Origin of the sequence: Psychrobacter sp. SZ93C1 (assembly GCF_015864635.1) — a bacterium.
Taxonomy (GTDB): domain Bacteria; phylum Pseudomonadota; class Gammaproteobacteria; order Pseudomonadales; family Moraxellaceae; genus Psychrobacter; species Psychrobacter fozii.
In genome coordinates, this window is record NZ_JADYWY010000001.1 from 498,169 (window position 1) to 512,343 (window position 14,175).

Sequence of the window (14,175 nt, forward strand, 5' to 3'; positions counted from 1 at the left end):
TTATATGTGACAGTGGCGACATTACCTAACGTATCATTCGCACAACAACGTGTTGATTGTTAAAGCTGATTTAATGCTTTTATAATAATGAAAAACTGAATACAGCAATAATGACACCGACCGTTATAGCTTTTATCTATCATCAAAATCTTATCTAACAATATTTTTAAGTATTTTAAGCCTATAATCAGGTATTAATAAATAGGGAGTTATATTATGGATATTACCAGTCATTTGACCCGAACAGTAAGTCCAGCAGTATTGGAGGATGATCGTAGCCCAGCTAAAAAAAATCTACTTGAGCAGTTCTACGCTATTTTTGCTGCCCGCCTAGCGGATAATGCTACCTATGACCGTTTTGCCAATGAGAGTATTACTCGTGATGATCAAGAGTTCTATGATCGTGTATGGACAGACAGCTCGCAACGTGATCAAATCGCTCGTGAGCTGGCAGGCAAACACAATGTCGATGCGACAGCCTCTCGCGGACTCATTGCTATGGCCGCGCCACTTGCTTTTCATGAAATAAAAAGCTTGGCAGGTACCACGCCTGTACCACAATTTTTACATGATAATCTAGACAGCTATCAGCACCACATTCCTACATGGGCAAGCGCTGTCTTACCAGTCAGTACCTTGGCCGCTGAGCCTGCAACTGAAGTGCCTATTTCTCAGACAGCGACTACAGAACCATTGCCACGTGAAGACGAGCCAAAAGACAGCTTTTTGAAAGCGCTACTACCAATTATTGGCTTGATTATTTTGGGTGCATTGGCTTGGGCATTATTACGTGGTTGCCAAGAAAATCCTGAGCCTGTCGCTACACCAGCGATGGCGCAGCAAGTCGCGGGTGTCAGCAATGTAGAGCTTGCCTCATTACGTATTGCCACTGATGAAAACAGCGAACTGTACGCTTGCCGTATGCGTGTGGGTGATGAAACGTTGCAGACCAACATGATGAATGCACTCACGGCTGCATTTGGCGATGAAGCCAATAAATGCCGTGCTGATGTCGATGATAAATTTGCGATAGATATGCCAGCCACAGCTCAGCTGACGACCATTTTGCCTATTCTCAAAAATGTTCCAAATGCGAGCATGCTGATCGAAGGCGATACTATCACCGTTAATACGTCTGATGTACTAGCACTGGACCAGCTAATCGCTGACTTAAAAGCCGCTGCTCCAGCCATGAAGGTACAAGCAGAAAGACCGTTAGACTTAAAGAATGAGATAGAGAGTAGTCTATTCGCTGCAAACAATGCTATGAAAAATCTTGGTGACAATCCCGATCCAAGTGATGTGGCTCGTGCGCTAAGTATTCAGGTTATCAATTTTACTGTAGATGATGCGACACTTCCTGAAGTTAATAAAGAGTTGCTTGACCGTGCTGCAAAAATTATTAGCGAAGCACCGGATATAAAACTGATGATTGTCGGTCATACAGATGGTCAAGCATCGGACGAATATAATAACAAGTTGTCTCTTGCACGTGCTGAATCTGTCAAACAGTACTTGGTTTCTAAAGGTGTTGATGCCAATAAACTCACAGTAAAAGGCATGGGCGAATCAGAACCTATCGCTGATAACTCAACCGAACAAGGTCGTTTCCATAACCGCCGTATTGAGTTTGTCGTTGACGATCAGCTCACTGGTGCAAACGATGGAATGATTGTTGGTAATGATGCGCTTGACCCAGACTTGAACCCACTGGACAGTGATAACGATGATATATTGCCTGATGGTGACGATGCGACTCAGGGTACAGTAATAGATCCAACCAATTAATCGATACTATTTCGATTGAAGTACTGCTAATAATAAAAAACCGCACCTTAATGAGATGCGGTTTTTTATTTTGTTATTTATAAATTATAGAGAGCTATTTATAGTCAGTAGGGTCTTTTGGCGCATTGGTACTATTAGGTGTTTGCCCATCAGCTTGAGGACTAAAAAAGGCTTGAGTCACATTTTGCTTGGCCTGTTGCCAATACTCAAACTGCTGGCAAGTAGATTCAAGGTCCCCTTGCCATACTGGTATGTCGCCACACATGGTTTTTATGCGGTTTTGATTGGGATAAGGAAGGTCTTGAGCTGCTTGAGCTGCTTCATGCGCAGCAACTCGATCATTGCAAACCAGTGCAATGTCACATCCTGCCTCAATTGCCGCTTTTACACGTGCGCTGACATCGCCCGCTGCTTTGGCACCTGCCATGCATAGGTCATCAGAAAACAAGACACCATCAAAATCAAGCTGATTACGGATGATGTCTTTTAGCCAAATTTTAGAAAACCCTGCCGGTTTATCATCGACTTGCGAAAAGATAACATGGGCAGGCATTAACGCATCAAGCGATGTGAGCGTTTGCGCAAACGGCTGCATATCGCTATTCATAATCTCATCAAAACTACGTGTATCGATGGCCTCAGCTACGTGTGAATCAGGCGCAACCGCACCGTGTCCGGGGAAATGCTTGCCTGTGGTTGCCATGCCTGCCGTTTTCATGCCGCGCATAAACTGTGTCGCTAGGGCAGTGATCGCCTGTGGCTCATTATGAAAGCTGCGATCACCAATGACTTGACTGATGCCGTCTCTATCAAGCACTGGTGCAAAACTGAGGTCAATACCCACGGCCAATACTTCTGTCGCCATTAGATAGCCACAATCATAAGCAAGGCTCAACGCAAGGCTAGGGTCTTGGTTGAATAATTCACCGAGCTTGCCCATCGCTGGTAAAGGGGTGAAGCCATTGCGCAGACGCGCGACGCGACCGCCTTCTTGGTCGACGCCGATTAATATATCAGGGTTGTGGTAGCGTACATCATCGCACAAGGCTCGCACTTGCGCAGCATCTGCCACGTTTCGAGCAAATAAAATTACTCCGCCAACTTGTGCCTGTTTGAGTAAACTAACATCTTCAGCAGTCAGTGCGGTACTATCGATATCAATCATTAAGACGCCGTACATTGCGTAATCCTTATGGTGTTATATATTGTTATATGATGGGTAGCGCTAAAAGTAGCAAGTGATGAATCAAAACTGTCTTATTATGACAGCTATTATTAATTGAGCATAATGTGGCACAGGTATCGACTCAAATCAATTTTTAGATAGCCATTAAAGCAGTACCAACATGTCCAAATAATGATGCAAAACAAATATCATAGAAAGTTTGGTATGTGCAGGTGTAGCGTGTAATATTGCTTATACAGTTTGAGACAGTCCAACCATAATGCTCATGATAATATTGATTGATTTCGAACGCTATTTGAACATTGTATTGGCAGTTTTTGACGAATTTTAGGGGCTATTATTAGGACGCTATAATCGAAAAATATCTAACAGGCATTATTAGTGACAAACATGATCAGCAACAAATATTTAAACGTACAGAAGAAATGAAATTTATAGGTAGCGAGATATTTAAGCACTTTTGATCTTTATAAAACAAATAATATTATTAACGCAAAATAACTAGGGATACATGATGAAAAAACAACCAGCACAGTGGTTACTCAGTGCAGCGTCAGTGGGCATCGCCGGTATTATTCTTACCCAGAGCTATGGCACGGCAGTCGCCGATACCAATACTGAAAGCTTCGTACAAACTCCCGAACAAAAAGTCACCACTCGCCAAGTAGCGGCATTGCTGGACCGTAGTCATTATCTGAATCAGCCGCTCGACAGTAAAACGGGTAGCGAGATTCTATCTATGTATATTGATAGCCTTGATCCAAACCATACTTTATTTTTGCAGTCCGATGTCGATGAGTTTAAGAAAAAATATGCCGATGACTTCGGTGCTCGTCTCAAACAGGGTGATTTATCTGCAGGCGTATATGTTTTCGAGCGATATCGCAAACGTTCAAATGAGTATTTTGCGATGGCAAGTAAAATGCTAAAAACGAAGATCGATTTGACTGGCAAAGACACCATCGTACTCGACCGTGAAAAACTCAATCATTTCAAAACCAAAAAAGAGCAGCGTGATTATTGGGCGCGTCAGTTAAAATTTAGTTTAATGAGTATCACACTGGGTCAAGAAGACGAAAAAGCTAAAGAAGAAGTGTTTTTAAGCAATCCAGATATTACGCGTGGACAAGATTTGGTTCGCAATGATCAGCGTACCCCGAGCGAAATTTTACAAAACCGTTTATCGCGTCAGCAAGAGCAGTCAAAACGCCTTACCAATGATGAGATCATGGAAACGGTCTTAAATACAGCAATGCTGACTTACGATCCACACAGTAATTACTATGCACCGATTCAGGCAACTGAGCTGCAAATTCAATCTAGTTTACAACTAGAAGGAATTGGCGTTTCTATCCGTCCAGACCGTAAAAACCCAGATTATACTCGAATTGTCACTTTAGTAGATGGTGGTCCAGCGGCTAAATCTGGACAAATCAAGCCAAATGATTTGATCGTTGGTATCGCAAAAGACGGTGAAACCATGACCGATGTGGTTGGCTGGTCAACGCGTGAGATTGTGAGTTTGATTCGTGGTAAGCGCGGAACCTCAGTGACCATCAAAGTACGTCAGCCTAATACTCCTGATGCTAGCGCCCGTAACGTCACGGTCGTCCGTGATATTATTAAACAAGAAGAGTCAGGTGTTACTCATCGTGTCGTAGAAGTGCAGCGTCCTAATATTGATAAAACACCAAAACGCATTGGTGTTCTTGAGATTCCAAGCTTTTATCTGAATTATCAAGCCCGCCGTAACGGTGAAGACTACCGTAGCGTCAGTATCGATACCGAAAAAGCACTAAAAGAGCTCAATAAAGAAAACATTGATGGTTTGGTTGTCGATCTACGTAATAACCCAGGTGGCTCATTAGATGAAGTCGCTAGAATGCTTGGCTTCTTTATTAAGAGCGGGCCGATGGTGCAAATTCGTGACAATCGCGGCAATATTCAAGTCTACCGTGACGATGATGGTGGCGAGCAACTTTATAGTGGCAACATGACGGTCATTACCAACTTAGCATCTGCTTCAGCCAGTGAGATATTTGCGGCTGCTATTCAAGATTATGGGCGTGGTCTGGTCGTCGGTAGTACGACGACAGGTAAAGGCTCTGCCCAAATTCAATTGGATAGTTTGGCGCTAGGCTCAGCCACTTTAACGCAGCGTAAATTCTACCGTATTACTGGTGGTAGTACGCAGAATAAAGGCGTGGTGCCTGATGTTGAACTGGTCAATATCTATGATGATGCTACCTTTGGTGAGCGCGCACAGAAAAAAGCCTTACCATGGGATACTATCAAAACAGCCCCTTATAAGCCTGAAGGCAAGTTTACCAACGATACATTAGCGACACTCAATCAGCAATCCAAAATCCGTCAAGAGCAAAATCCACAGTTTGTTTATTTATCAGCGCTAAATGATATTCGTGATATGGAAGATGAGAAAAAACCTATCCAGCTCGATATCAATAGTCGCCGAGCCAAAATGCAACTGATTGAAAAACGTTCGTTAGAAGCTGAGAACAAACGTCTTATCGCAACTGGTGAGCGTCCTTATGCCAATTGGAATACTTATCAAGCGGCAATGGATGCAAAATTTGAAGAACGCAGTCGCATGAAGGCCAGTGAACGTCCAGAGTTACCTGAAGACGAAGCCTTCATCGATGAAGCCGCTTATGTCATGCTGAGCGCTCAACCGAAAGCGTTGCTTAGTCCTCAAGAGAAGCTATAAACAACAGTGCTGTGAATGGCAAAAATGTATGATTCAATCCATGTAAGCATATGCTTACATGGATTGACGTTTATACCTCTTACTAACCATGGGGCAATCTGCGATTATAACTGTACGGCACGGCTGAACGAAAAGGTTCATTGGTACTAGGGATTGGTATCTTACAAGTCGCATCAAGGATAGGTGGTTTGCTGGTTAGGGATGATAGGGCTGGATGCCCGAATAGTTACAAGATGCCCCGGGATTAGGTATCTTATAACGATGACATGGATGGTTAGTGATAAAAGCCGCATAACGCTTGTCGTTATGCGGCTTTGTTACGTCTGGAGGATAGTAATCGATAGATTTTGGCTGAAGACCTATTGAACATCATACAGTCTCAGTAGTATTTTCTACAAATTGTAGGTATAAAAATAAGCATAAAAAAAGGGTCAGTAGCGATGGCTACTGACCCTTTTTAGATAAAACGACAGTCACATTGGTAATTTATCGCCTCATCCTTTCTTACTCTTCTCTAAAAGAGATTAGTGCTCAACGCCACCAGCACCATGTACATGGCCATGGTTTAGTTCGTCTTCAGTTGCTGCACGTACTTCTTGAATTTCAACGTCAAACGTCAAACGCTTACCAGCCAATGGATGGTTTGCATCAACGGTTACTTCTTCATCGTTTACAGCAGTAACGGTAACTAGCATGACTTGGCCACCAGCTTCTGACTGAAATTGCATACCAGGTTGGATGTCTTCAACGCCTTGGAAGTTGTCACGTGGTACGTGTTGTACTGCTTGCTCTTGATACTCGCCGTAGCCATCAGCAGGTTCAACAACTGCATTGACTTGTTCGCCAGCAGATTTACCTTCTAGCTGTTGCTCAAGGCCTGGGATGATGTTGCTATGGCCATGCAAATAAGCAAGTGGTTGACCTTCTGGTGATTGGTCAAGAATGTTGCCTTCGTCGTCTTTTAGTGTGTAATTGAATTTGACGGCGGTATCTTTTGCGATAGTAGTCATAAATTATCCTAAATATATCTGTGTAAAAAATTAAATACGGTTGCAATAAACCTAAAAAATCCAATTAGCAGGCCAAATAGCCACGTCATGAGTCAATTATCATCAGTTTATTAAAGTAACTTTAGCAGTTAGCATCTTTAATTGAGATGGCACATATAACTTTCAAGGTAAAAACAAGAAAAAATGCCATTTAATCTCAATAAATGTCACATTTTATTAAAATAAACGGTGTTTTAAGCAGTTTAGAGTGAGCTATTGGGTATTCGTGGTTTGGCGGTTGCGTTTTTGAGTAAGGGCTTCTAACATAATGATAAAAACAAGGATGAAAAAGACAATGACTTCCGTTACCAATACTGCGAATAATAAACTCATAGATAGCAATACCAACAATGATAGTGCTAACGATGCCAACGTAATCGCTGATATCAGTTATCGATTCAATTTTGATCGTTTCTTTGAGCATTTGATCGATGTGTCGCTGAGCTTTACAGCAACGGCCAATTCTCCTCAGCTTTGGTTGCCAGCATGGATACCGGGTAGTTATCTGATGCGTGAGTTTGCCCGCAACATCACCGCCGTGCACTATCAGGTGTTAGATGGTCAAGCAACGGATAGCAAAACAACTAGCCAAACAACAGATAGCGACACACCACTTAAGACTTATCGTGCGCAAAAAATATACAAACATACTTGGCAGCTACCTCAAGTAGAGGCAGGGCAAACAGTAGAAGTTCACTATGAAGTGTACTGTTATGATCTGTCGGTACGTACTGCCTATGTTGATCAGCAGCGCTTATACGGCAATTTCACCTCGCTTGCCTTGGCAGTTGAGGGGCAAGAGCATACGCCTGTCAATGTGAGCTTAATCATTCCGGCCGCGTTTTTTACAGATAAAGAAGAAGAGCGTGTCGTTTTGGCATCTGGTTTGAAATCTACCCATTTGAAACTCGACGGTCAGCATGCTTACGGGCTACAAGCAGATAGCTATCACGAGATGATCGATTATCCTTTTGAAATCGCAGAACAAGATAAATTTGATTTTATTATTCAAGATAATGAACATCAGACGCTACATCATAGTTTTTACCTCGCTGGTAAGCACAATGCCAATATGGGCAGATTGCAGCAAGATATTACTCAGATTTGCCAGACGTATTTAGGCTGGCTAGGTGATGCACCTTTCCATGATTATACGTTTATGACGTTTGCCAGTGGTCAAGATTACGGTGGCCTTGAGCATATCAACTCTACCAGTTTGATTACTCCGCGCCGTGACTTGCCAAGTATCAATGAGCCAAAAATACCCAGCACAGATTATCAGCGATTTTTAGGTTTATGCAGCCATGAGTATTTTCACTCATGGTGGGTTAAAACAGTACGCCCCGATGTCATGCTAGAGGTTGATTTGCGCCGTGAGGCTTTCACGCCGTTACTTTGGGTGTTTGAAGGTTTTACGTCTTATATCGATGACTTTATGTTGCAAGCGTCAGGAGTGATTGACAAATCAAGCTATCTCAAGCTATTGGCTGAGCAAATCAATCGCTACTATCAAACCGCTGGGCGTGCGTATCAGAGTGTCGCAGAGTCGAGCTTTGACGCTTGGATTAAGTTATACCGCAATGACGAAAATACGGGTAATGCGGGTATTAGCTATTACAATAAAGGAGCGCTGGTTGCATTATGTTTGGATTTGACGCTGCTACAAAAGAGTGCTGGTCGCTATCGTCTGTTTGATGTGGTCAAGGCCTTTTATACTCAAGCCAAGCAAAATGATAACAAGCGTGTTGGCATCAGTAGTGCTGATATGGGTGCGGTCATTGGGCAGTTTATGCCAGTAGAGGAGTGGGAAAATTTTGAGCATCGTTATGTCAATGGTGTTGAAGAATTACCGATTGAAGCGCTGTTGGCTGCCAATGGTACTAACATGCGTACTAATACCAAAGAGACCGCGGATAAGCATGTGCCGTGGGGTATGCGTTGTACTGAAACGCCCGCCGGACTAAAGGTTAATCGCGTACAGCGTGATAGTGCGGCTGCCAGATCTGGGATTTCAGCACATGATGTCATTGTTGCGATTGATGGTATCAAAGCGGATAGTAAACAGTTGGTTTCGCTTAGCAATGCAGCACATAACGTTGAATGTTACTTGTTCCGCCGTGATGAGTTGATACGTGTCAATGTACTGCCGAAAGCGGCTATGGAATTACAACAGTCAGCCAGTGCTGATAATAGTACGAATGACATTAATGAAAAAGCATTTCCGCATAAAGTAAGTCTGCACTTAGCAAAAAATGATATATCGTCAGGAATTAGTGACGAGCACTCTCTAAATAATGCGGGCTGGCAAGCGTGGCTAAATGCGATAGAGCGTTATCAGAATTAAGGGCATTGAGTTAAGTATACTAATTTGAGTACGCTAATTTAAGGTTATCGATTTTAGCCACTCTGCCTAAGTATTCAGTTTGAGCATTCATAGAAAATAAAAACCTCTGCTAAATGATCATATTTAGCAGAGGTTTTGCGTCATACACTATCAGTATACTTTGGGGTTTTCTTCAAACATCAGAAGTAACTCAGTCTTTAAGAGTCAGGTGTTTCAGTTTTTGCGTCTACTTCACCTTCATCAAGTTTATCTTCTGTACTTTCATCTGTTTGAGAGTCTGCAATCCAATTTTGCATCCGTTTGATTTCGGGTTGCTGAGTGTCGATGATATCTTGTGCCAGTTGACGCATCTCTTCGTCAGTACCATATTTCAGCTGGATAGTGGCCATTTCTACTGCGCCCAGATGATGCGGTAGCATGCCGCGCGTGAATGCCATGTCAGGGACAGGATCGGCAATACCTAATACCATCTCACCATTCAAGACATCCATACTTCTAGCATAGGCCTGTTGCATGGCCTCAGTATTAGGTTTAGGTTTGGCTGTATCAGGGTGGCTGGCAAGCCATTTATTCAAAATATCGATTTCAACTTGTTGAGCGTCAATAATCTCTTGGGCGAGCTGACGCACTTTTTCGTCAGTGCCGTATTTAAGCTGGATTTTTGCCATGTCTATCGCGCCACGATGATGTCCAAGCATGCTTTTAGCGAAGGCAGTATCAGGGTCGTTGTAACCCATACCGATCATCATTTCATCATGCATTCTAGTCATTGATTTTGTATAGTCTTTGAGCACATCAGTCATTTGGCTTTCGTCAATGATGTCTTCATTTTCCGCCAAATCATTAGCTTCGGCTTCATCTTGAGTCTCTGCTATATCAGTCACTGGCGTGGTGACTTCTTCGTCAGTGGTCGCTTCATTGTTTTCTGTTGTCGGCTGACAGGCACTCAGTATGAGCGCAGCAGAAATACTGGTGGCCAACAATAAAAAACGATGAGAAGCAATCATAATGTATTCCTAGAATAAAAATTTAATAATAAATGAATGAAACCTATTACAGACAACCACTCATGTTTCGAAGCTTAGCAGATAAACCTTACCCGTTCGAGACGCTATGTTTAATGGGTCGTAAGCTAACTAATTTATAGACAAAAAATGCTATATAGTTGATTCAGTTTAAAAGTGAGTCAAGGCAACCGAGTGCAGATGTTTATGTGGTACTTCAAGCGAGGTTGACGCTGTCACTCTTTTATAGAGAATTAACTATAGATTAACCGAATATCCCTAACTGCTTACAGCGCTCACTATCTAAATGAACTCGTATAGACTGACCAACTGCTAAGTCACTTAATTCAAAACCTGCAACTGACCAACGTATCAAACGTAAGCAAGGTAGCCCAACGTGCGCAGTCATGCGTCTTACTTGGCGATTTTTACCTTCATAAATAGTCAACATCAGCCATGAGTCTGGCACACTTTTACGCTCACGTATCGGTGGGTCACGTTGCCAGAGCGGCATTGGTAACTCATCTTCACTGACATGTTTAATCTCAGCAGGCAGGGTTTTGCCATCTTTGAGAATCACGCCTTTTTGGAGCTTACTAAGCTGCTCAGGTGTAGGGATGCCTTCAACTTGTACTAAGTAAGTTTTGCCTTGCTTGCGCCCAGCATTGGCTTTGGGTGGATGGGTAATTGCTTTATTAACTCGACCATCATCAGTCAGAATCAGCAAACCTTCTGAGGTCGCATCAAGTCTGCCTGCTACCCGCAATGATTTGTCCGTAAAGTATTCAGATAGCGTGGTGTGGTTGTTATTGCTGTCATCTCTGAACTGACTTTGCACGCCATAAGGCTTGTTGAATAGTACGAGACTAGAGGTCGACATAAACAGCTGTTTCCTAAATATAAATGAGTCAGTATTACTTACTATCCAAATGATGATACACCTTAACATTCAAAATAAAAATGAGCACACACTCTGGATATACTGCGTCCTGCTACAAAAATAAGGCAGTACGAGCTAGGGGCTTCCATTTCATCTATATTTTGATAGGTTTGTCATGTTTTTTTGAATACTATATATTTTTCTAATTAAGATAAGCATCTATTATAAAGTGTTTTTCTATTGTTCACAGGGCCACTCATGTTTTTTGCTGAGGTGATTGAGAGCGTAGGCTGTATGACGGCACCCAGAAAAGGGCTCTACAATATAATCGTTCCAATATAACTTGGATATGCTATGAAAGACCATAAAAAACACCTCAACGCCCTAAGGCAGTTGAGGTGTTTTCTTTACTAAAGCTTAAACTTGCTTAATCGCTTTTGGATATAAACCCCAACAGCGATTGAGCTTAACTGTCTAAGTGCAATCGCTTAGAAATTACAGCGATGCAAGTGTTTCGTTAAACAAAGCACTTGGACGCATGGCTTTCTTAGCCAATTCTTCATCGGCATAGTAGTAGCCTTTGATGTCCACAGGCTTGCCTTGAGCTTGGTTCAGCTCTTTGACGATAGCTTCTTCGCTGTCTTTGAGCTTTTTCGCAAATGGTGTAAATTGTGCTTTTAGCTCGCTATCTTGGTCTTGCGCTGCCAGCTCTTGTGCCCAGTACATGGCCAGATAGAAGTGACTACCACGGTTGTCTAATTCACCTGTTTTGCGTGATGGTGATTTGTCATTCAACAGCAGTTTTTCTGTCGCTGTATCTAGCGTGTCAGCCAATATTTTGGCTTTAGCATTGTTATCGTTTTCGGCTAAATGCTCCAAAGATACGGTCAAGGCCAAAAACTCACCCAATGAATCCCAACGTAAATGGTTTTCTTCTACGAGCTGCTCAACGTGTTTCGGAGCTGAACCACCTGCACCTGTTTCGAACAGACCACCACCTTTCATTAGTGGTACGACTGATAGCATCTTGGCACTGGTGCCTAGCTCTAGAATTGGGAACAAGTCAGTGAGGTAATCACGTAGGATGTTACCAGTGGCAGAGATAGTATCCAGACCGCGAGCAACGCGCTCTAGGGTATAACGCATGGCACGAACTTGTGACATGATTTCAATGTGTAGACCTGTAGTGTCATGATCCTTCAAGTAAGTCTGAACTTTTTTGATCAGCTCATTCTCATGTGGACGATATGGGTCTAACCAGAAAATAACAGGCGTGTCTGATTCGCGCGCACGGCGAACAGCCAGTTTCACCCAATCTTGGATAGGATCATCTTTAACCTGACACATGCGCCAGATATCGCCTTTTTCAACACGTTTTTCGAGTAATACTTCATCAGTATCTACATCAACAATACGTGCAATACCCGCATTGCTTGACTCAAAAGTCTTGTCATGTGAGCCGTACTCTTCTGCCTTTTGTGCCATCAAGCCAACGTTAGGAACCGTACCCATTGTCGTTGGATCAAAGTTACCATGCCATTTACAGAAATTGATCATTTCTTGATAAATACGGGCAAAGGTAGATTCAGGCATAACGGCTTTGCAATCATATAGTTTGCCATCGGCGCCCCACATTTTACCGCCATTACGAATCATAGCAGGCATTGATGCATCTACGATAATGTCGCTTGGAGAATGAAAGTTGGTGATACCTTTTGACGAATCAACCATGGCCAGACGTGGGCGATGCTCTTGGCAAGCATGCAAGTCTTGCTCAATCTCTTCGCGCTTTGAGGCTGGCAAAGTTGCAATTTTGTCAAACAAATCAGCCATGCCGTTATTGACGTTAATGCCTAGCTCGTCAAACGTCGCGCCATGCTTTGCAAAGGCTTCTTTGTAGTAGATACGAACCGCGTGACCAAATACGATAGGGTGTGACACCTTCATCATCGTGGCTTTTACGTGTAGTGAGAATAGAATACCGGCTTCGCGGCAATCTTCCATTTCACGCTCATAAAAGTCTAGCAATGACTGTTTGCTCATAACCATTAAATCAATCACTTCTTTATCAAGCAAAGCAATTTTAGGTTTCAAGACTTTGTTGGTTCCGTCATCAAGCAACAACTCCATACGTACGGTACGAGCTTTATCTAAAGTGATAGATTGCTCGCCATCATAGAAGTCACCGCCATGCATGTGTGACACGTGCGTGCTTGACCACTGCTTCCACTCACCCATAGAATGCGGATGCTTGCGAGCATAGTTTTTGACGGCTTTAGGGGCGCGGCGATCTGAGTTACCTTCACGTAGTACAGGGTTAACTGAGCTACCTAAGCTTTTACCATAACGGCGACGCAGTTCTATTTCTTCGTCAGTCTGTGGATCTTCTGGGAAATTAGGTAATGCAAAGCCTTTGCTTTGCAACTCTTTGATACAGGCTTTAAGTTGCTGTACAGAAGCACTGATGTTTGGCAATTTAATGATATTGGTGTTTGGATCTTGTGTCAGACGACCAAGCTCAGCCAAATTGTTTGGTACGCGTTGCTCTTCCGTCAAATATTCTGGGAATTCAGCCAATACTCGCGCTGCAACAGAGATATCAGTTGTCTCAACAGCAATCCCTGCCGTTTTGGTAAACGCTTCAACAATAGGCAAGAATGAAAGGGTTGCTAGAGCAGGGGCCTCATCAGTTTTTGTATAGATAATTTTTGACATTGTAATCGGGTATCCCTTTAGTTGTCGTTAAAAATAATACGTACACATAAATTCGAATATCGTCGGATGATACTATGCAATAACGAACTATGTGGTTAGATCAAGTACATCATATGTGGTCTCAGAAATATTGAAGACCATTTAAATTTTTCTTTTACGCACGTCTATTAGCGTTCATCAAACAGGCCTCTTAAAACAGTACGATGCTTTGACTGCCTATACAAAAGGGCTTGAAGGTGAACTGCTGACTTCATATTATAGTTAATCCACTATAAATCGGCTATGATGTCAATCTTGTATAATGAACTAAGTATACTGTTTTCGCTCATATCCTATGTATCTGAATTATATTAAGCTAATAACAACCTTATTCTACCAGTCATCAGCTTCGATATCATCTTTTCCATGCAACTACTGTCTTTTCTTGAGCTTTTATATTGAGATGGAGAATAGGATAGTAAGCACCATTATAAAACATAGCCAC

General features: G+C 42.6%; 8 protein-coding genes. 3 read left to right on the plus strand and 5 right to left on the minus strand.

The annotated features are described in order from the left end of the window. Positions 1-216 precede the first annotated feature (216 nt). Positions 217-1,788 carry an OmpA family protein gene (locus tag I6E83_RS02165; RefSeq protein WP_197099781.1) on the plus strand — a complete coding sequence of 524 codons (1,572 nt, stop codon included), beginning with the start codon at positions 217-219 and terminating at the stop codon, positions 1,786-1,788. Between the two features lie 94 nt (positions 1,789-1,882). Here I6E83_RS02165 and nagZ read toward each other — a convergent pair whose 3' ends face one another. Beyond that, the gene (gene nagZ, locus I6E83_RS02170) at positions 1,883-2,968 is read right to left on the minus strand and encodes a beta-N-acetylhexosaminidase (protein ID WP_197099782.1); all 1,086 of its coding nucleotides are present in this window, start codon (positions 2,966-2,968) and stop codon (positions 1,883-1,885) included. A gap of 520 nt (positions 2,969-3,488) precedes the next feature. On the opposite strand from nagZ, the gene I6E83_RS02175 reads away from it, so the two are divergent. After that, positions 3,489-5,699, plus strand: coding sequence for a carboxy terminal-processing peptidase (locus I6E83_RS02175; RefSeq protein ID WP_197099783.1), 2,211 nt, complete (start codon positions 3,489-3,491; stop codon positions 5,697-5,699). A gap of 524 nt (positions 5,700-6,223) precedes the next feature. On the opposite strand, the gene I6E83_RS02180 is transcribed toward I6E83_RS02175, so the two are convergent. Continuing rightward, the gene (locus I6E83_RS02180; RefSeq protein WP_194195977.1) at positions 6,224-6,709 is read right to left on the minus strand and encodes an FKBP-type peptidyl-prolyl cis-trans isomerase; all 486 of its coding nucleotides are present in this window, start codon (positions 6,707-6,709) and stop codon (positions 6,224-6,226) included. A gap of 322 nt (positions 6,710-7,031) precedes the next feature. On the opposite strand from I6E83_RS02180, the gene I6E83_RS02185 reads away from it, so the two are divergent. Beyond that, positions 7,032-9,092 (plus strand): M61 family metallopeptidase, encoded by a 2,061-nt coding sequence (locus tag I6E83_RS02185; RefSeq protein WP_413787040.1) that lies wholly within the window; start codon positions 7,032-7,034, stop codon positions 9,090-9,092. Positions 9,093-9,289: 197 nt separating this feature from the next. Here I6E83_RS02185 and I6E83_RS02190 read toward each other — a convergent pair whose 3' ends face one another. The 3 genes from I6E83_RS02190 to I6E83_RS02200 all read right to left on the minus strand — a co-directional run bounded on the left by I6E83_RS02190 (position 9,290) and on the right by I6E83_RS02200 (position 13,691). Further along, a complete protein-coding gene (locus tag I6E83_RS02190) occupies positions 9,290-10,099 on the minus strand; it encodes a DUF305 domain-containing protein (RefSeq protein WP_197099784.1) in 810 nt (269 codons plus the stop codon). A gap of 262 nt (positions 10,100-10,361) precedes the next feature. Continuing rightward, entirely contained in the window at positions 10,362-10,976 is a 615-nt protein-coding gene (locus I6E83_RS02195) for a pseudouridine synthase (protein ID WP_197099785.1), read from the minus strand. A 495-nt stretch (positions 10,977-11,471) separates the two neighbouring features. Then, the gene (locus tag I6E83_RS02200) at positions 11,472-13,691 is read right to left on the minus strand and encodes an NADP-dependent isocitrate dehydrogenase (RefSeq protein WP_197099786.1); all 2,220 of its coding nucleotides are present in this window, start codon (positions 13,689-13,691) and stop codon (positions 11,472-11,474) included. Positions 13,692-14,175 lie beyond the last annotated feature (484 nt).